The organism is Streptomyces sp. NPDC007189, assembly GCF_040703635.1.
GTDB lineage: Bacteria > Actinomycetota > Actinomycetes > Streptomycetales > Streptomycetaceae > Streptomyces.
Map to the genome: position 1 here is coordinate 259,094 of NZ_JBEYEY010000004.1, position 18,105 is coordinate 277,198.

General features: G+C 72.6%; 18 protein-coding genes. 9 read left to right on the forward strand and 9 right to left on the reverse strand.

Annotation, left to right across the window (positions count from 1 at the left end; genetic code table 11):
• Nucleotides 1-35: 35 nt before the first annotated feature.
• Entirely contained in the window at nt 36-1,115 is a 1,080-nt protein-coding gene (locus AB0950_RS10305) for an NADH:flavin oxidoreductase/NADH oxidase (protein WP_360146449.1), read from the reverse strand.
• Between the two features lie 130 nt (nt 1,116-1,245).
• Between AB0950_RS10305 and AB0950_RS10310 the strand changes: the two genes are divergently transcribed.
• On the forward strand, nt 1,246-1,599 hold the full coding sequence (locus AB0950_RS10310; protein WP_366778286.1) for a helix-turn-helix domain-containing protein: 354 nt from the start codon (nt 1,246-1,248) through the stop codon (nt 1,597-1,599).
• Here the strand turns inward: AB0950_RS10310 and AB0950_RS10315 are convergent.
• Both AB0950_RS10315 and AB0950_RS10320 read right to left on the reverse strand, forming a co-directional pair.
• The gene (locus AB0950_RS10315; RefSeq protein WP_360146443.1) at nt 1,516-2,904 is read right to left on the reverse strand and encodes a nucleobase:cation symporter-2 family protein; all 1,389 of its coding nucleotides are present in this window, start codon (nt 2,902-2,904) and stop codon (nt 1,516-1,518) included. The two genes, AB0950_RS10310 and AB0950_RS10315, sit on opposite strands and share 84 nt — an antisense overlap.
• A 141-nt stretch (nt 2,905-3,045) precedes the next feature.
• Nucleotides 3,046-4,380, reverse strand: coding sequence for an FAD-dependent oxidoreductase (locus tag AB0950_RS10320; RefSeq protein ID WP_360146440.1), 1,335 nt, complete (start codon nt 4,378-4,380; stop codon nt 3,046-3,048).
• Between the two features lie 207 nt (nt 4,381-4,587).
• Here AB0950_RS10320 and AB0950_RS10325 point away from each other — a divergent pair, with 207 nt between their 5' ends.
• Complete coding sequence (locus AB0950_RS10325) at nt 4,588-5,208, forward strand: DUF6214 family protein (RefSeq protein WP_360575031.1); 621 nt, start codon at nt 4,588-4,590, stop codon at nt 5,206-5,208.
• A 34-nt stretch (nt 5,209-5,242) separates the two neighbouring features.
• On the opposite strand, the gene AB0950_RS10330 is transcribed toward AB0950_RS10325, so the two are convergent.
• The 3 genes from AB0950_RS10330 to AB0950_RS10340 form a co-directional block, all read right to left on the reverse strand.
• Nucleotides 5,243-5,911, reverse strand: coding sequence for a helix-turn-helix domain-containing protein (locus AB0950_RS10330; RefSeq protein ID WP_360146434.1), 669 nt, complete (start codon nt 5,909-5,911; stop codon nt 5,243-5,245).
• Between the two features lie 176 nt (nt 5,912-6,087).
• The gene (locus AB0950_RS10335) at nt 6,088-6,777 is read right to left on the reverse strand and encodes an HAD-IA family hydrolase (protein WP_366778287.1); all 690 of its coding nucleotides are present in this window, start codon (nt 6,775-6,777) and stop codon (nt 6,088-6,090) included.
• A gap of 50 nt (nt 6,778-6,827) precedes the next feature.
• On the reverse strand, nt 6,828-7,553 hold the full coding sequence (locus AB0950_RS10340; protein WP_366778288.1) for a DUF5134 domain-containing protein: 726 nt from the start codon (nt 7,551-7,553) through the stop codon (nt 6,828-6,830).
• 175 nt (nt 7,554-7,728) lie between these two features.
• Here AB0950_RS10340 and AB0950_RS10345 point away from each other — a divergent pair, with 175 nt between their 5' ends.
• Together AB0950_RS10345 and AB0950_RS10350 are read left to right on the forward strand one after the other, a co-directional pair.
• Nucleotides 7,729-9,393 carry an FUSC family protein gene (locus AB0950_RS10345; RefSeq protein ID WP_366778289.1) on the forward strand — a complete coding sequence of 555 codons (1,665 nt, stop codon included), beginning with the start codon at nt 7,729-7,731 and terminating at the stop codon, nt 9,391-9,393.
• Nucleotides 9,390-10,040 (forward strand): MarR family transcriptional regulator, encoded by a 651-nt coding sequence (locus AB0950_RS10350; protein WP_366778290.1) that lies wholly within the window; start codon nt 9,390-9,392, stop codon nt 10,038-10,040. The genes AB0950_RS10345 and AB0950_RS10350 overlap by 4 nt, the downstream gene beginning before the upstream one ends.
• Nucleotides 10,041-10,125: 85 nt before the next feature.
• Here the strand turns inward: AB0950_RS10350 and AB0950_RS10355 are convergent, their stop codons facing one another.
• Nucleotides 10,126-10,518, reverse strand: coding sequence for a VOC family protein (locus AB0950_RS10355; RefSeq protein ID WP_360146419.1), 393 nt, complete (start codon nt 10,516-10,518; stop codon nt 10,126-10,128).
• Between the two features lie 73 nt (nt 10,519-10,591).
• Between AB0950_RS10355 and AB0950_RS10360 the strand changes: the two genes are divergently transcribed.
• The gene (locus tag AB0950_RS10360) at nt 10,592-11,131 is read left to right on the forward strand and encodes a GNAT family N-acetyltransferase (RefSeq protein WP_360146416.1); all 540 of its coding nucleotides are present in this window, start codon (nt 10,592-10,594) and stop codon (nt 11,129-11,131) included.
• Nucleotides 11,132-11,134: 3 nt separating this feature from the next.
• On the opposite strand, the gene AB0950_RS10365 is transcribed toward AB0950_RS10360, so the two are convergent.
• On the reverse strand, nt 11,135-11,818 hold the full coding sequence (locus AB0950_RS10365) for a glycerophosphodiester phosphodiesterase family protein (RefSeq protein ID WP_360146413.1): 684 nt from the start codon (nt 11,816-11,818) through the stop codon (nt 11,135-11,137).
• A gap of 391 nt (nt 11,819-12,209) precedes the next feature.
• On the opposite strand from AB0950_RS10365, the gene AB0950_RS10370 reads away from it, so the two are divergent.
• The 4 genes from AB0950_RS10370 (at nt 12,210) to AB0950_RS10385 (ending at nt 16,149) form a co-directional block, all read left to right on the forward strand.
• Nucleotides 12,210-13,607, forward strand: coding sequence for a DUF6421 family protein (locus AB0950_RS10370; RefSeq protein WP_366778291.1), 1,398 nt, complete (start codon nt 12,210-12,212; stop codon nt 13,605-13,607).
• Nucleotides 13,608-13,663: 56 nt separating this feature from the next.
• Complete coding sequence (locus AB0950_RS10375; protein WP_366778292.1) at nt 13,664-14,413, forward strand: SDR family oxidoreductase; 750 nt, start codon at nt 13,664-13,666, stop codon at nt 14,411-14,413.
• Nucleotides 14,410-15,480, forward strand: a complete 1,071-nt coding sequence (locus tag AB0950_RS10380; protein ID WP_360146404.1) for a low specificity L-threonine aldolase — start codon at nt 14,410-14,412, stop codon at nt 15,478-15,480. The genes AB0950_RS10375 and AB0950_RS10380 overlap by 4 nt, the downstream gene beginning before the upstream one ends.
• A 78-nt stretch (nt 15,481-15,558) precedes the next feature.
• Entirely contained in the window at nt 15,559-16,149 is a 591-nt protein-coding gene (locus AB0950_RS10385) for a transglutaminase domain-containing protein (RefSeq protein ID WP_366778293.1), read from the forward strand.
• Between the two features lie 1,082 nt (nt 16,150-17,231).
• On the opposite strand, the gene AB0950_RS10390 is transcribed toward AB0950_RS10385, so the two are convergent.
• Entirely contained in the window at nt 17,232-17,960 is a 729-nt protein-coding gene (locus tag AB0950_RS10390; protein ID WP_366778294.1) for a lysophospholipid acyltransferase family protein, read from the reverse strand.
• Between the last annotated feature and the right edge of the window lie 145 nt (nt 17,961-18,105).

Here is an 18,105-nt window from a genome sequence, read left to right on the forward strand (position 1 = left end):
CCGGCCGGCGGGGCGCCCGTCCCGTCCGGCCGGGTTCAGACCGAGCGGTGGTACGGGTCCGGCACCCGGATCTCGCCGCCCAGCTCGCGGGCGGCGTGCCGGGCCCAGGACGGGTTGCGCAGCAGCTCGCGGCCCAGCAGGACGGCGTCGGCCTCGCCGTTCGTCACGATCTTCTCCGCCTGCCCGGCCTCGGTGATCAGACCCACGGCGGCGACGCGCAGCGGGCTCTCGGCCTTCACCCGGGCGGCGAACGGCACCTGGTAGCCGGGCCCGGTCGGTATGGTCACGCCGGAGGCGTTTCCGCCGGTGGACACGTCGAGCAGGTCGACGCCGTGCGCGTGCAGGTCGTGGGCGAAGCGGACCGTGTCCTCGGTGGTCCAGCCGCCGTCCTCGAGCCAGTCGGTGGCCGAGATGCGGAAGAACACCGGCTTGTCCTCGGGCCACACCTCCCGTACGGCGTCCACGACCTCCAGGGCGAACCGGGAGCGGTTCTCGTACGAGCCGCCGTAGGCGTCGGTGCGGTGGTTGGAGTGCGGGGAGAGGAACTCGTTGATCAGATAGCCGTGGGCGCCGTGGATCTCGACGACCTCGAAGCCGGCGGCGAGCGCCCGGCGGGCCGCGGCGGCGAACCGGCCGACGACCTCCCGTATCTGCTCCACCGTCAGCTCGGCGGGCACGGGGTGGCGCTCGTCGAAGGGCACCGCGCTCGGTGCGACCGGCTGCCAGCCGCCCGCCTCGGGGCCGAGCGGCGCACCGCCCTTCCAGGTCCGGTCGGTGGACGCCTTGCGGCCGGCGTGGGCGAGCTGGACGCCCGGCACCGTGCCCTGGGCGCTGAGGAAGCCGGTGATCCGGCGGAACGCCTCCACCTGTGTGTCGTTCCACAGGCCGAGGTCGTACGGGGAGATCCGGCCCTCCGGCGCGACCGCGGTGGCCTCCATGACGATCAGGCCGGTGCCGCCCGTGGCGCGCGCCCCGTAGTGCGCGAAGTGCCAGTCGCCGGGCGCGCCCGTGAGCGGGCCCTCCGGTGCGGCCGAGTACTGGCACATCGGGGGCATCCACACCCGGTTCGGGATGGTCACTTCGCGCAGGGTGATGCTCTCGAAGAGGGCGCTCACGTCAGACTCCGTTCGTCACGGGACCGTGGTCGCCTCGTACGATAAACCTCGTACTACGATAGATGTCAAACTACGATGACTCTCGTACAATCGTGGTGACCGAGGAGTTCCGCAACGAAGGGCAGCCGCCGTGACCGAGACCGCCGCCGGCCGCGCGCTGCCGCACCCGGAGCGCGAGGACATCCGCCTGGAAGGCGTGCTGCACGCGGTCTCCGACCCGATGCGGCTGCGGATCGTGCGCGAACTCGCCACAAAAGAGGCCGAGTTGACCTGCTCGCAGTTCGACCTGCCGGTGACCAAGTCCACCTCCACGCACCACTTCCGGGTGCTGCGCGAGAACGGGGTCATCCGGCAGGTCTACCGGGGCACGGCCAAGATGAACGCGCTGCGGAGGGACGACCTAGACGGTCTCTTCCCGGGACTGCTCGCCAGCCTCCTCGCCGCCGCGGACCGGCAGTCCGTCCGCCTCGGCGACGACGGCTGAACCCGCCCTCCGGGGAAGGTGGTTGAAGAGCAGGTTCAGGACGATCGCGGACAGGCAGCCCGCGCTGATCCCGCTGTTCATCACCGTCTGGAACCAGTCCGGGAACTTCTCGTAGACCGTCGGCACCCCCACCGGCAGCATGCCGATGGCCACCGACACGGCCACCACCGTCAGATTCTGGGTGCCCGCGAAGTCGACCCGGGCCAGCGTCCGCAGCCCGCTCGCCGCGACCGTGCCGAACATCACCAGCCCCGCCCCGCCCAGCACCGGCGCCGGGATCGCCGCGACCACCGCGCCCAGCTTGGGCAGCAGACCGAGCAGCACCAGGATCCCGCCCGCCGCCGCGACCACCCAGCGGCTGCGCACCCGGGTCAGCCCGACCAGGCCCACGTTCTGCGCGTACGCCGTGTACGGGAAGGTGTTGAACACCCCGCCCAGCACCGTCGAAAGACCGTCCGCGCGCAGCCCGTCGGCGAGCGAGCGCGGCTCGGCCCGCCGCCCGGTCAGCTCGCCCACCGCGATGAGGTCACCGGTCGTCTCGGTCATGGTCACCAGAGCCACCACCAGCATGGACACGATCGCGGAGGCCTTGAACGCCGGCGCCCCGAAGTGGAACGGCGTGCTGACGCCCAGCCAGTCGGCGTCAAAGACCCCGCCGAAGTCGGTGAACCCGAACGGCACCGCCACCGCCAGGCCCACCGCGATCCCGATCAGCACGGCGATCCGGCCCAGGGCGGGCGGCGCGAACCGCTGCACGGCCAGCACCACCGCCAGCACGAACGCCGCCAGCGCCAGGTTCCTCGGCTCCCCGAAGTCCTTCGAACCGGCGCCGCCCGCCGCCCAGTTGCCCGCGACCGGCAGCAGCGAGACCCCGATGATCAGGATCACCGTGCCGGTCACCAGCGGGGGGAAGAACCGCAGCAGCCTGCCGAAGACCGGCGCGAGCAGCATGATCGCCAGACCCGCGACGATCACCGAGCCGTAGATCGCGGGCAGCCCGCCGCCCGTCGTCCCGATGAGCACCATCGGCGACACGGCCGCGAACGTACAGCCCTGCATGATCGGCAGCCGGACACCGAACCGCCAGAAGCCGACGCACTGGATCAGGGTGGCGATTCCGCACACCAGCAGATCGGCGGTGATCAGATATGCCAGGTCGGCCGGCGAGAGTTTCATCGCGGCGCCCACGATCAGCGGCACGGCGACGGCGCCCGCGTACATCGCGAGCACATGCTGCAGCCCGAAGGCCGCCAACTGCCGTACCGGCGGTATCTCGTCGACGGGATGGACGTCTGTGGTGGCCATGGGTACTCCAACGGTGCGCGGGCGGGGGTGGCATCCGGACAGGACGAGACCGTAGGCGTCTTGCACAGTTTGTTGATTTCCGGACTGTTGCCGGTGTGTGTCATGCCCGCCCGGCAGCGGAGGAATCCCTGGCCACCGGGGCTACCGCGACCCGGCCGCCCTGAGCAGCGCGTCCCAGTCGGCCAGCTTCACCACGCTCCGCCCCAGCCGTGCGCCCAGCTCGGCCTCGGCCCGCTCGATCGCCAGCCACCCCACCCACGGCACCGGTTCGATCCCGGCCGCCCGCAGCGCCGCCACCGGGTCCTCGGGCACGTGCCGGCGCATCAGCGCGGGAGCGTCCGCCAGCAGGGAGGCCGCCGTCTCCTTGGCGCAGGGCCGGTTGGTGCCGATGACACCGGTCGGGCCGCGCTTGATCCAGCCGGCGACGTACTCCCCGGGGGAGGGCACGCCGTCGCGTACGACACGCCCGGCCGCGTTCGGCACCGTGCCGCTCGGCGCGTCGAACGGCAGCCCGTCCAGCGGCACCCCGCGATAGCCCACCGAGCGCAGCACCAACTGGGCGGGCACCTCCTCGAACCGGCCCGTGCCCGTCACCCCGCCCCGGCCGTCCGGCGCCGTCCGCTCGAAACGCACCCCGCCGACCCGGCCCGCCTCGGCGAGCAGTTCCACCGGGCGCAGGAAGAACCGCAGGCGGATACGGCGGGCGGCACCGGACGAGGGCCGGCCGGCCCAGCCGCGCAGCACCTCCAGATTGCGCCGCTGCACGGTGGGCAGCACCGCGGGATCCACCGGATCCAGCGCCAGGTCGCCCGGATCGACGGTGACCTCGGTGCCGGGCAGCCCGCCCAGCTCGCGCAGTTCCTTGGTGGTGAAGCGGGCCTGGGCGGGGCCGCGCCGGCCCACCATCTGCACCTCGGTGACCCCGCTCGCCGCCAGGGCGTCCAGCGCCCCCTGCGGAATGTCCGTCGGCCGCAGCTCCTCCGCGCCCCGCACCAGCATCCGCGTGACGTCCACCGCCACATTGCCCACACCGATGACGACGGCCGACCGCACCCCGCGCAGAAAGCCGGCGTCGGCCGCGTCCGGGTGCGCGCTGTACCAGGCCACGAAGTCGGTCGCCGACCAGCTGCCCGGCAGCTCCTCGCCCGGAATCCCGAGGTGCCGGTCGGTGGCGGCGCCCACGCAGTACACCACCGCGTGGTACAGCTCCCGCAGCCGCTCCACCGGCAGCCCGCCGGGGCCGCCCACCCGGACCCCGCCGAGGAACCGCACCCGCTCGTGCTCCAGCACCGACCTCAGGCTGCCCTGCAGCGACTTGATCTTCTCGTGGTCCGGCGCGACGCCGTACCGGACCAGGCCGTACGGGCACGGCAGCCGGTCCAGGACGTCCACGCAGACCTCGGGATCCAGCTGGACCAGCATCTGGGCGGTGTAGCACCCGCTCGGTCCCGAGCCGACGACGGCGATACGCAGCACAGCGGGACTCCTCGGCCGAAGGGGAAGGAGAAAGTGTGCGAACGGCTCCAGCATCGCATCCCCCGGCCCGTCACGGCAGGGTCCGGCGGGGTGACGCCGACGCGTGTCCCTTCGTTTGGAGGGTGATCACGCGATTACGTTGCGTGTGTGCCAGAAGCGTCCTTTCTTCATCTTTCCGACCGGAACGCGGCGGACGGCGCGGTCTCCGTGTGGCCCGCGTGGAAGGTGCGGCAGCACGGCGACGAGCAGGAGCGCGGCGACGAGACGTCCTGGTTCCAGGTACGACTGGCCTTCCCGGACGGCGCGCGCGTCGACGCCCTGGCCGTGCTGCACGACGGACGCGTGTCCATCGAGGACGTGCGGGCCGAGCCGGCCCTGTCCCTCGCCGACCTCGCGGTGCTCGGGGACTGGATCGAGGGCCCGCTGTTCGAGTCGTGCGGAGTGCAGCGGCCGGAGCCCCGCGCGGCGGAGGGGTCGTACGACGGGGACGGCGAGGGAGAGGAGGACGGGGAGGGTGGCGGGGACGGCGACGAGCTGCCGGAGGACGGGGGCGGACCGGAGGCCGGCGACGTGGCCGCAGAGGCGGGGGAGGGCGCGGAGGACGACGTGCTGTGCGCGGGACCGCAGCACGCCCGGCCGGTCCGGTTGCGCGGCGTCGAGGGCAGCCGGCTGGTCGCACAGGAGTACCGCGCCGCGCAGGAGGCGGGCGTCGACCCGGTGCTCGCCGTGATGAACGCGACCGGACGCAGTCGCCGGCGCTCCCTCAGGCTGATCGCCCAGGCCCGGGACGCCGGGTTCCTGACGCCCCGTCACGTGCGCCGCGACTGACGCGGATGGTCTCCGTGGCGGGCCCGGACGCTCCTCAGGGGCTGCTCGGGCGCTCCTCCGTGGCGAAGAACCGGGACAGATCCCGCTTCCGGGCCTCCTCGCACGTCTCCTGCTCCGGCGGCAGCCCCGACTCCCGGTCGAGCCCGTACCGCTGGAACAGCTCGGCCCGCAGCGCCGGAACGGGCATCGGCACCCCCGGCACCAGCGCGGCGTACACCGCTCCCATCAACAGGGCCCGCAGCATCGGATAGTCGGCGGCGACGTCCTGCGAGCCGTACCGGGCGACCGTGTCGCTGAGCAGCTCCGACAGCCGGCGCTGCTCAGGGCACTGCACGAAGCCCTCCGCCTGCAGCAGCCCCGCCATGTGCTGGCGCATCAGCACCGGACGGTCGCGGGCCAGGCCCAGGATCGCGTCGATGGCCCGCGCCAGGCGCTCCCGGCCGTCGTCGGTGCGCGGCTCCCGCTCCAGCGCCTCCTCCAGCGTGCGGTGCATCAGCCGGTGCACGGCGGACTGCACCAACTGGCGCTTGCCGGGGAAGTAGTACGACACCAGTCCGCGCGCCGAACCGGCGCGGTCCGCGATGTCGCCCAGCGTGGTGGCCTCGAACCCGTGCTCGTCGACCAGCTCCACGGCGGCCTGCAACAGCCGCTCCCGGGAACGCCGCCGCAACTCTTCATTGACCGAGGCGCTGCGCGGGGACATCCTGTAACTCCTGCGTTGACTGGCTGCCAGCCAACTATACTCAACGCGGTGGGCACCGCCATGTGCGGGCCCTGTCCAGGGCTGCCGTCCGTCTGGGGCGACGCGGGGGATCGTCTCAGGCGGGCGGCTGACGGCTCACGGGCGATGGGCCGTGCGCGGTGGGCGATGGATGAGCCTCAGCTCACCAGGTCCAGCACCGGCAGCAGCGCGTCCGGGCGCTCCGTCACCGGCAGGTGGTCGACGAAGTGCACCCGGCAGCCGAGCGCGACCGCCCCGCCGTCCGCCTCCTTGCTGTCGCCCACCATCACCGTGTCGCGCGGATCGGCGCCGAGCGCCGCGCAGGCGACCGAGAACAGCCGCGGATCCGGCTTCTGCACGCCGTGCTCGTACGACAGCACGTACGCGTCCACGTACCGGTCGAGCCCGTGCTCGCGGAACACCGGGCGCAGGTCCCAGCCGATGTTGCTGACCACGCCCACGCCGATCCCGCGCTCGCGCAGGGTGCGCAGCACCTCCTCGGCGTCCGGGTAGGGCGCCCAGGCGGCCGGGATCTTGTGCCGCTCGTACAGCGCGTCGTGCAGCCCGGGGTCGGGCAGCGGCACCCGCCGGGACAGGCCCGTGTAGGCGGCCCGGTGGAGCTCCGCGCTCTCGTCCCGCACCGCCCAGAGCCCGGCCAGGTCGGCCGGCACCTCCACCGGTGACGCACCGCCCGGCAGCGCACCGGCCGTCTCCAAGTCCCGTGCCTTGACCTTCAGTTCGGGCTCCGGCAGCGTATGTCCCGTCTCGGCCAGTACCGCCCGCAGCCAGGACTCGGTGGACTCGATGCGGAACAGCGTCCCGGAGAAGTCGAACAACACGGCAGTCATGCGCCCGACCCTATCCGGCCCGCTGACATGACCCGCTCACCTTCGTCCGGTCACATGGTGAGCAGCATCGCCACCATGCCGATCCCCATCGACAACCGGCAGGCGCGGGCCAGCTCCGGCCGGTCTCCCCAGCCGAGCGGCCTTCCACCCGGACCGACCGCCGGCCCCGCCCCGACCGCGGCCCCCGCCCCGACCGCCGTCCCCGGACCGACCGCCGTCCTTGGGTCGACCGCCGCACCGGGACCAACCGCCGCCCCCGGGCCGACCGCCGCCCCCGGGCCGACCGCCGCCCCCGGACCGGGCGCCGGCACCGCACCGGGCGCCCGCCCAGGACCGGCCGCCGGGACCAGTCGGGCGCCGGTGAGCAGCACGTACCCGGCGAAGTACAGCAGCAGCGCGCCGGTCAGCAACGGCATCCCTGAGCCGCCGTGCGCATGGTGCGCGCCGGGCGGGGCCGCCGCCATCGCCACCGACATGTAGACCATGGCCGCCGCGCCCACCAGGTGGTGCAGATGGTGCGGCGCGGCGCGCGCGGCCCACAGTGCGCGCAGCGCCGCCGCGCCGAACACGGCCGCGTAGAGCGGCCACGCCCACCTCGGCGGCGTGAACACCGCCGCCGGTACGGCCATCACCGCCATGCCGAAGCCCATCAGCGCCTCGCCGCCCGCGGCCCGGCGCTGTTCCTCGACGCCGCTGCGCATCCGCAGCAGGCAGTACGCCCCCGTCGCCGCGCACAGGGCGACCAGCAGCCACGCTGCCGACACCGGTCCGGGCACGCGCACCTCCCCGTTCGACGGTCGGTCGAAGGATGCGATGCCCACCTCATGTGGAGCGCACGCGAGCGCAAGGGTGTACACGGGGAGCATTCGGCGGAGCACACGAGGTGAGCGGACAGCCGGGCGACGTAGGCTGCAGGAATTTTACGAGTAAAACACCTGCTAAATTGAATGTATGAGCAGTGCCAGCCCCCACCGACTTCCCCTCGCCGGAGTGCTCCGCCTCGGGCGGCCCTCCGACATCTGGTTCAAGCCCGCGCTGAGCGTGGTCGCCGCGGTCGCACCGGCCAACCTGATCCTGCTGGCGCTCGGACGCCTCGACCTCGCGATGTACACGATGGCCGGGTCGCTGTGCGCGCTCTACGGCCACAGCCGGCCCTACGCCGCCCGCGCCCGCGTTCTGGCCTGGGTGGTGCTCGGCATGGTCGGCGGCCTCACGGTCTCCCTGCTCGCCGCGTCCCTGACGCACAGCGCGGTGGTCCTCGTCACCGTGGGCGCCGTGCTGGCGGCCGTGCAGAAGACCGTCAGCGACGCCACCCGGCTCGGCCCGCCCGGGAACGTGGTGCTGACCTTCATCAGCTCCGCCTCGCTGTTCGCGCCCCAGACCCTCGGCCAGGTGCCAGGGCACGCCGGGCTGGCCCTGGCCGCCGGCGCCTGGGCCTGGCTGGTCGGCATGGCGCCGGGGCTGCTGCGCCCGCACGGCCCGGAGCGCCGCGCCACCGCCCAGGCCCTGAACGCCGCCGCCGCGTACGCCGACACCCGCGGCACCGCCGACGGCCACGGCCGGGCCCGCGCCGCGAGCGCCGCCGCGATCCACGCCGCCTGGCAGTCGCTGCTCGCCGCCGGCGCCCGCCCGGACCGCAACCGGCGCGCCCTCGAACGCCTCCTCGTCCGCGCCGAGGTCGCCCTCGCCGCGCCCGCCGACGCCGACCCCGTACGGCTGCGTGCCTGGGCCCGGGAGCTGCTCGGAACCGGCCGGATCCCGCGCGTGGCGTCCCCGCGCGGGTCCGCGGACGAACTCCTCGGCGTGGACACCGAACTCGCCCTGCCGCGCCGGCCGTTGCGCCACCGGCTGGCCCCTCTCGCCCCGATCGCGGTCCGCACCGCGGTCGGCTGCGCCCTCGCCGGTTACGCCTCCCTCGCCCTCGGGGTCGGCCGGCCGTACTGGGCACTGGTCACCGCGGCCTCCCTCTACCAGGCCAACGTCACCCTCACCTGGAGCCGGGCCGTCCAGCGGGTGGTCGGCAACGTCGTCGGCGTGCTGGTCTTCGCCGCTCTCGCCCCCCTCGCCCATGTCCCCCCGGTGGCGCTGGTGCTGTCCGCCCTCGCGCTCAACTTCGGCGCGGAGGCGCTGATGGGCCGCAACTACTGGCTCGGCAGCGTCTGCGTGACCCCGATGGCCCTGCTCATCACCGAGTTCGCCCGCGCCCAGAACCCGGCCGAGCTGATGACCGAGCGGGTCATGGACACCCTCGTCGGGGCGCTGGTCGGTTTCGTCGCGGCCGTCGCCGTCACCAACCGGCGCGCCGGCGACCGCCTCGGACACGCGCTGGCCACGGCGGAACGCGCCCGCGAGGACGCCGCCCGGCTGCTGGCCGAGCCGCACCCGGCGCCGCACGCCCTGGAAGCCGCCCGGCGCGCCCTCGCCGCCGCCCTCGCCGACCTGCGCGCCACGGCCGACGCCGCCTCCGGCGAGTGGTGGCAGCGCGCCCTGCCCGAGGAGCGGGTCGTTCTCGCCGAGCAGTCCGGACACCGTACGCTCGCGGCGACGGTACGACGCCAGGGGTTGGTGCCGCAGCGGGACCAGGACGGCAGAGCGACGGAGGACGTACGGCCATGACGGGGACGAACGGCGGACACGCGCCGGCGGACGACACGCCCGGCGCCGACCGGGCGCGCGACCACGGACGGCTCGCCGGCCCGCGACCCGGGGGCGCGCAGCCGGGGAGGGACCAGGCCGCGGCCGGCGCCGGGGCGCGGCGCGACGGCGACACCGTCGCCGCCGTCGTCCGGCAGTGGCGCGCCGTGCACCCCCAGCTGGACACCGGGCCCATGGAGGTCATCGGCCGGATCAACCGGTGCGCCGCGCTGCTCCAGCAGGCCGAGGACGCGCCGCTGCGCCGCGCCGGGCTCAGCCGTCCCGAGTTCGATCTGCTGGGCGCGCTGCGCCGCACCGGGCACGAACTGACCCCCGGTGAACTGGCCCGCGAGACCTTCTCCTCCGGAGCCGCCGTCACCAAGCGGCTGAAGCAGCTGACCGAACGCGGGCTCGTCGAGCGGCGCGGCGACACCCGCGACCGGCGTGTGGCCCACGTCCGCCTCACCGACGCCGGCCGCGACCTGGTCGACGGCATCCTCCCGGAGCAACTCGCCTACGAGACGGCGGTGCTGTCCGTCCTGGCCCCGCAGGGGCAGAGCGAACTCGCCGGTCTGCTGGCCGAGTTGCTGAGCCGCCTGGAGGGCCGTATGGAGGCCCTGCGCGCCTGACCGTCCGGCACTGTCACCACGCGTCGTCAGCCGCGCGTCCCGCGCCGCCCGGGCGGGACGGCCGCCGGACCCGGGGGGTGCGGCGCTAGATGCCCGGGCGGTAGCGCATCGGATGGTCCTTGGGGACCTCCACCAGGGCGATGCGGATGCCGTCCGGGTCGGCGATCCACATCTCGACAAGACCCCACGGCTCCTTCACCGGCGGCCGGACGATCTCGACGCCCTTGGCCCGCAGCTCCTCGTGCGCGGCCGTGACGTCCTCGACCTGGAGCCAGAGCCGGACCGCGGGGGACTGCGGGGTGCCGGACCTGCCGGAGACCTCCAGGAAGCCGCCGCCGAGGAAGTAGACCGTCCCGCGCTCCGGCCCCGTGCCGAACTCGCGGTAGACGGACAGGCCCAGCTGATCGCCGTAGAAGACCCGGGAGCGCTCGGGGTCGGTGGGGGTGAGCAGCGTCCGGCTGCTGAGTACATGCACCATGCGGGTGGAGCCTAGTGGCAGGGTTACCCTCGACCCTGGCTGAGCCACGCCCGAGATCGGAGAGAGAGCCCCCATGCAGACCCCCGCCGCCGGCCCCACCTTCCGCGACGCCACCGACGCCGACGTCGACGCGCTGGTCGCGCTGATCGAGTCCGCCTACCGCGGCGACTCCAGCCGGGCCGGATGGACCACCGAGGCGGACATCCTCCAGGGGCGGCGGACGGATCCCGAGGGCGTGCTGGAGGTGATCAAGTCGCCCCAGAGCCGGCTGATGACCGTGGAGCAGGACGGCGAGATCATCGCCTGCTGCCAGCTGGAACACCGCGGTGACCACGCCTACTTCGGCATGTTCGCGGTCCGTCCCGGGCTGCAGGGCGCGGGCCTGGGCAAGACGGTCATGGCGCAGGCCGAGCGCCAGGCCCGCGAGGACTGGGGCGTCACCGAGATGCACATGACGGTGATCTCCGTACGGGACGACCTGATCGCCTGGTACGAGCGGCGCGGCTACCGCCGTACGGGAAAGATGTCGCCCTTCCCGTACGGCGACGAGCGCTTCGGCATCCCGCAGCGCGACGACCTGCAGTTCGAGCTGCTGGTCAAGAAGCTCGGGTGACCGTCACGCCGTGAAGCGCCCCGTGCGCTTGATCTCCGGGAAGTCGGTCGTCGCGCCGTCCAGCTCCAGCGCGCGCACCAGGCGCAGATGATCCTGGGTGTTGACGACCCAGCCGATGATCCGCAGCCCGGACCTGCGCGCGTGCTCGACGATCTCCAGGGTGAGCCGGCGGATGTTGAGGCAGACGGTCGCCGCGCCCACGGCGACCGCGCGCTCCACCACGTCCGTGCCGTAGCGGCTGGCGATCAGCGCCGTGCGCACGCCCGGCACCAGCCGGGCGATCTCGGCGATCGCGTCGTCGTGGAACGACGACACCTCCACGCGCCCGACCAGATCGCGCTCGTGCATCACCGCCGCGAGCGCGCGGGCCGCCGCCACGTCCTTGATCTCGGCCTGCAGCGGCGTGCGCACCGCCTCCAGCACCTCCTCGAACACCGGGACCCGCTCGCCGCGGCCCGCGTCCAGGGAGCGCAGCTCGGCCAGGGTCTTGTCGGCGATCGGCCCGGTGCCGTCGGTCGTGCGGTCCACCTCGGCGTCGTGCATGACGACCAGGGCGCCGTCCTTGCTCAGGTGCAGATCGAGTTCGATCAGGTCGAGGCCGGCGTCCTGCGCGGCGACGAAGGAACGAAGGGTGTTCTCGGGCTCGACACCCATGACCCCGCGGTGACCGATGGTAAGGAAGTTCAAGGTTCGACTCCGTTCCGTCGACGGCGGCTCGGCCGCGCGGAACGGGCGGACGCCGTCGTCCGCGCGGGCAGAGTCGCAGCCTAACGGCCGGGCCCTGCGATGAACCCGCACGTGCACGAGGCATACGGGTGCGTGGCGGCCGTCGACTGGCCGGTATGCGCCCCTGCCGTCACCCTCGAGTGGGCGCGTCCCCGCACCCGTGGCCGACCGGACCCCTACGGCTCCGGGAACCCGGCCACTCGACCGAAGTGAGCGTCGTCACGGTTTACGGCAGGAAAAACGTCGGTGACCAAGGGGCTTGACAGAATAATTTCCCGATCTGCCTCTTGCTGGCTGAATCGGGGTATGCATACGGTGTCCCTACGCGAGCTTCTCCCGTGGAGGATGGGTCATGACGGAAATTCTTGTGCAGGCGGGTACGGAGGGACGGATTCCTTCGTCGACCAGGGTGGTTGAGCACCCGGCCTGGCCCGTGCTCAAGGATGCCGTGGAGCGGATCCGGCCATGGCAGTCCAAGGACGGATCGATCGACTTCGACGCCGAGGGCGCCCCGGACAAGGCCGAAGCGGAGGGGGCCGTACGGCGTGTCGTCGAGGCGGTCGAGCAGCTGTCCCCGCTGCTCCCGCACGACGAGGCCTACCACCGCGCCCTGGTGAAGGACCTGCACCGCTGGGCCGAGGGAGGCTTCCAGGTCCCGGACTTCCTGGACTCCCTGCTGGCCTTCCAGCCCGCCGCGAACCGCGTGGACGGCCTGCAGCATCTGGTCGTCTTCCCGATGTACACGCAGAACGGCAACCCGGACCGCAACCTGGAGGCGGTCGTGCTGCGCATGGTCTGGCCGGACTGGCTGGCCGAGCTGGAGCGCACCCGCTACGACAACCCGCTGTTCTGCGGCATCACCTTCGAGGACTTCACCTCCGGCTATGACACCAACTCCGCGGTGCTGTTCCCGGAGACCATCGCCGTGCGTGAGGCACCGGAACGTTTCTCCTGGGGTGGCATCTTCTGCGACCGCGAGGCCGCCCGCTTCCGCCGGGTCACCGCGGCCGCCGTCGACATCCTGGGCCTCGACCTGCCCGAGGACATCGCCGCGATGGTCCACGACCAGAAGCGCTGCGAAGAGGCCTTCGTCCTGTGGGACATGGTCCACGACCGCACCCACAGCCACGGCGACCTGCCCTTCGACCCGTTCATGATCAAGCAGCGCCAGCCGTTCTGGATGTACGGCCTGGAGGAGCTGCGCTGCGACCTCACCGCCTTCAAGGAGGCCGTCAAGCTCCAGGCGGACGGCGTCCCGCAGGCCCGTGACGTGCAGTACGCGGTGCTCTTCGACCGGATGTTCCGCTTCCCGGTCACCGGCGACCGCAACCGCAACTACGACGGCCTCGGCGGCCAGCTGCTCTTCGCCTACCTGCACAAGCACGACGTCGTCCGCTGGACCGACAACAAGCTCTCCATCGACTGGGAGCGCGCCCCGCAGGTCACCAACCAGCTCTGCGCCGAGATCGAGAAGCTCTACAAGGACGGCATCGACCGCCCGAAGCTGGTGCACTGGTTCGCCGGATACGAGCTGGTCGCCACCTACCTCGCCCCGCACCCGGGCTCCAAGTGGGCCAAGGGCCCCGACGCCCTGGACCTGACCCAGCCGCCGCGCAAGCTCGTGGACGACGTGCTTCCGGACGAGTTTCCGCTGAGCATGTTCTACGAGGCCCTGTCCAAGAAGCTGAAGAATGTGATCGCCTCCACCAAGGGCATCACGGCGGACAGCGCCGAGCGGATCGCCGCGTGAGCGACCGCAGCGACGAGAACACTGCTTCGAAGAACACTGCTTCAGAGGGGAACAACGTGGCGAACAACGGGTCTCTCAGCGGTGCGGTGATCGCGGTGGCCGGTGCGGGCGGACCCGCGGGGCACGCGACCCTGGTCCGGCTCGCGGAGGCCGGCGCGGTCGTCGTCGGCGCCGACAACAACCCCGAGCGCCTGGCGGAGGCCGTGGACGCGGCCCGCTACGCCCGCGGCGGGGCCACGGTCACCGGGGAGACGGTCGACCTGCTCGACCTGGCCGACACCCGGGCCTGGGCCGACCGCATCGAGAAGGACCACGGCCGGATCGACGGTCTGGTCCACCTGGTCGGCGGCTGGCGCGGCAGCGCGACCTTCACCGAGACCGACCTCGCCGACTGGGACCTGCTGGAGAAGCTGCTGGTCCGCACCGTCCAGCACACCTCCCTCGCCTTCTTCGACGGCCTGCAGCGCAGCGACCGCGGCCGCTATCTGCTGATCAGCGCCGCCGGCGCCTCGAAGCCCACGGCGGGCAACGCGGCGTACTCCGCGGCCAAGGCCGCCGCCGAGGCGTGGACGCTGGCCATGGCCGACGGCTTCCGCAAGGCGGGGGGCGAGGCCGGTTCGCGCTCGGCTGCTGCCATCCTGGTGGTGAAGGCGCTGGTGCACGACGCGATGCGCGCCGAACGCCCCAACGCGAAGTTCGCGGGCTTCACGGACGTCAAGGACCTCGCCAAGGAGATCGAGGACGTCTGGAGCAGGCCCGCCGCGGAAGTGAACGGAAACCGTCTGTGGCTGACCGAGAAGCCGTGAACCCTCCGAAGACCGACGCGCGTCGCCATCACGACCCGCAGGTCCGCGGTTTCGCCAGTGACAACTACGCCGGGGCACACCCGGAGGTGCTGGCCGCCCTGGCCCTCGCCAACGGCGGCCACCAGGTGGCCTACGGCGAGGACGACTACACCGAGAACCTCCAGCGGATCATCCGCAGCCACTTCGGGGCCACCGCGGAGGCCTTCCCGGTCTTCAACGGCACCGGCGCGAACGTCGTCGCGCTCCAGGCGGTCACCGACCGCTGGGGCGCGGTGATCTGCGCCGAGAGCGCCCACATCAACGTGGACGAGGGCGGCGCGCCCGAGCGCATGGGCGGCCTGAAGCTGCTCACCGTGCCCACGCCGGACGGCAAGCTCACACCCGAGCTGATCGACCGGCAGGCGTACGGCTGGGAGGACGAGCACCGCGCCATGCCGCAGGTGGTCTCGATCACCCAGAGCACCGAGCTGGGCACCCTCTACACGCCGGACGAGATCCGCGCGATCTGCGAGCACGCCCACGCGCACGGCATGCGGGTGCACCTGGACGGCTCCCGGATAGCCAACGCGGCCGCCTCGCTGGACGTGCCCCTGCGGACGTTCACCAACGCGGTCGGCGTCGACATCCTCTCGCTGGGCGGGACCAAGAACGGCGCCGTCTTCGGCGAGGCTGTCGTGGTGATCAACCAGGACGCGGTGCGGCAGATGAAGCACCTGCGGAAGATGTCGATGCAGCTGGCCTCCAAGATGCGCTTCGTCTCGGTGCAGCTGGAGGCGCTGCTGGCCAGGGACCTCTGGCTGCGCAACGCCCGGCACGCCAACGAGATGGCCCAGCGCCTCGCCGAGGGGGTGCGCGCGGTGCACGGCGTGGAGATCCTCTACCCGGTGCAGGCCAACGGCGTCTTCGCCAGGCTTCCGCACGACGTGACCGAGCGCCTGCAGAAGCGCTTCCGGTTCTACTTCTGGGACGAGGCCGCCGGGGTGGTGCGCTGGATGTGCTCCTTCGACACCACCGAGGAGGACGTCGACACCTTCGTGGCAGCGCTCAAGGAGGAGATGGCCCGGTAGTCCTCAGTAGTGCATAGGTATGCGATCACTCGAAAAGTCATTGACCTTCGAGTGATCGCTTTCCTATGCTCGGCAGGCATGGAGCTGATCCAGAACACCGCCGATCTGTCCGCGTACCTGGCTGCGGACGAGGCCATCGACCATCACCATCCCGTGGTCCGGGACACCGCCGCCAGGCTGGCTGCCGGAGCGGCCGACTCGTATGCCTATGCGCAGGCCGCCTACGAATTCGTCCGGGACACCATCCCGCACTCCCGGGACTCCGGTGACCTGCGCGTCACCTGGCGCGCCTCCGACGTGCTCGCCCTGGGCACCGGCATCTGCTACGCCAAGGCGCACGCCCTGGCCGCGCTGCTACGCGCCGAGGACATCCCGACGGCCCTGTGCTATCAGCGGCTGACCGACGACGCGGGCGGCCACGCCGTGCACGGTCTGGTCGCCGTCCGCTTCCACGGCGCCTGGCACCGGCAGGACCCGCGCGGCAACAAGCCCGGCGTGGACGCCCAGTTCTCCCTGGACGGCGAGCGGCTGGCCTGGATCCCCGACCCCGCGGCCGGTGAGCTGGACTACCCGGTGCTGTACGCCGAACCACACCCGGTCGTCCTCGACGCGCTGAAGGCGTCCCCGGACCGGCCGCATCTGTGGAAGACCCTGCCCGACGCCCTCTGAGCACCGAGCATCCCGCCCGACGCCGGCGCGAAGCACTCGCCAATCTCCCCGCCATGACCAACGGGGGAGCAGCGCAAGGCGGCACCAACGGCACGAAGAACACGCCGGCTTCGGCGCCGTCCGCCGCGCCGGGCGAGGACGGGGACGGCGCCTGCTGCGGGGAACCGGCCGGTTCGGATTGGGAAGGCGTGGGCGCCGCGGAACGGGAAGGGGCGGGCGCGTCGGACCAGGAGGGCGTGGGCGCTTCCGATCAGGAAGGGGCGGGCGCTCGGCAGCAGGAGTCCGCTGGGCGGGACGGCCATTCCGGCGCACCCGAGCGGAACTTCGCCGGTCGGCGGGAGGCGGGTGCCGGGGTGCGCGGGGCTGTGCCGGGCAGGGGGAGGCCGGTGCCGGGGGCCCACGGGACTTCGCTTGTGGGCGGGAGGCCGGTGCCCGGGGGTCCGCGGGGCTTTGCCGGGCAGTCGGAGACCGGTCCCCGCGGTCCGCGAGAGACCGGTGCCGGGGGTGCGCGGGACTTACGCCGGGCAGGCAGAGACTGGTGCCGGGGGTGCGCGGGGCTTCGCCGGGCAGGGGGAGACCGGTGCCGGGGGGCCGGCGGGCGACCGCTGCCCCTTGCCGGAATCCGGCAGTGCGGCGTCGCCCTTCGGCATCGCCAGCGGCCCGGCCCCGCAACCCAGATGCGCAGAGGCGGAGTTGACGAGGGAGACGGCAGACTCGTACACGGCGTGACTCGTGCGGGCGGCGGCATAGCCGACGTGAGCGCTCACCGGCATCCTGCGCGGCCGGCCCGCCGCAGCCGTAATCACCGAGCCGGGGGTGCGACGGCGACTTCTCCTTGGTGAAGCGATCGCCGTCGGCAGCGAGTTCGCGCACCGGACCGGAGGGGAGCGCGCCGTCGCAGGCGGTGCGCACCAACGTCACCTTTCACCAGTGCCGCATCCTCGGCTGCCCGCCGGTGGGGGCTGGTCGCGCAGTTCCCCGGGCCCCTTGGGGATTGCAGCGCACGTTGGCTTCGCGGAACCGTCGTGTTGGCCCCGGCAGCCCGTCGCGGTCCCCAAGCCCACCGGCCAAAGCACCGCAGGCTAGCGCGCTTCGGCCGCCCGCAGTTGCTCCACCGTCGGCGCCGTGCCGCCCAGGTGGGCCGGCAGCCACCAGGTGTCCTCCAGGCCCTTGGGGCGGCCGGGGTAGGCGCGCTGTGCGGCGTCCAGCAGTTCCTGGACGCGCTCGCGCAGCCGGCGTGTGATGGCGCCCGCGTACTGGTCGCGGGGTGCCTCGACCGCCTCGCCGACACGGATGGTGACGGGCAGGTGGCTGCGCTTGAAGTTGCGCGGCTGCCCCTTGGTCCACAGCCGCTGGGTGCCCCACACCGCCATCGGGATCAGCGGCACGCCGGCGTCCTGGGCGAGCCGGGCCGCGCCCGACTTGAAGCTCTTCAGCGTGAACGACTGCGAGATGGTGGCCTCCGGGAAGACCCCGACGATCTCACCGGACCGCAGCGAGTCCAGCGCGTGCTCGTAAGCGGTCTCGCCCTGCTCGCGGTCGACCGGAATGTGCCGCATGCCGCGCATCAGCGGGCCGGAGATCCTGTGGCGGAAGACGGACTCCTTCGCCATGAAGCGCACCAGGCGCTTCTGCGGCAGGGCCGCCAGGCCGTTGAAGACGAAGTCCAGGTAGCTGATGTGATTGCTCACCAGCACGGCGCCGCCCGAGCGCGGGATGTTCTCCGACCCCTGACAGTCGATCTTCAGGTCCCAGACCTTGAACAGCGTCTTGGCGAAACCGATGACGGGACGGTAGACCAGCTCTGCCATGGGCGGGGTGGACCCTTTCTGCTCTGCTCGGGAAAGGGGGGCTCCCGGCGGGGAAGTTACGCGGCCGTAGGTTTACGGCGTCTCGCAGATCGTGCCCGAAGAACGGACGGGTAGCCAGTCCTGGTGCCCCGCGGCGGCGAGATCC

Bases quoted from the DNA above. Each gene is read 5' to 3' on its own strand.
- AB0950_RS10355 (WP_360146419.1), bottom strand. From the start codon at position 10,518: ATGGTGCATGTACTCAGCAGCCGGACGCTGCTCACCCCCACCGACCCC.
- AB0950_RS10370 (WP_366778291.1), top strand. From the start codon at position 12,210: ATGACGGAAATTCTTGTGCAGGCGGGTACGGAGGGACGGATTCCTTCG.
- AB0950_RS10390 (WP_366778294.1), bottom strand. From the start codon at position 17,960: ATGGCAGAGCTGGTCTACCGTCCCGTCATCGGTTTCGCCAAGACGCTG.
- AB0950_RS10315 (WP_360146443.1), bottom strand. From the start codon at position 2,904: ATGGCCACCACAGACGTCCATCCCGTCGACGAGATACCGCCGGTACGG.
- AB0950_RS10350 (WP_366778290.1), top strand. From the start codon at position 9,390: ATGACGGGGACGAACGGCGGACACGCGCCGGCGGACGACACGCCCGGC.
- AB0950_RS10335 (WP_366778287.1), bottom strand. From the start codon at position 6,777: ATGACTGCCGTGTTGTTCGACTTCTCCGGGACGCTGTTCCGCATCGAG.
- AB0950_RS10345 (WP_366778289.1), top strand. From the start codon at position 7,729: ATGAGCAGTGCCAGCCCCCACCGACTTCCCCTCGCCGGAGTGCTCCGC.
- AB0950_RS10330 (WP_360146434.1), bottom strand. From the start codon at position 5,911: ATGTCCCCGCGCAGCGCCTCGGTCAATGAAGAGTTGCGGCGGCGTTCC.
- AB0950_RS10360 (WP_360146416.1), top strand. From the start codon at position 10,592: ATGCAGACCCCCGCCGCCGGCCCCACCTTCCGCGACGCCACCGACGCC.
- AB0950_RS10385 (WP_366778293.1), top strand. From the start codon at position 15,559: ATGGAGCTGATCCAGAACACCGCCGATCTGTCCGCGTACCTGGCTGCG.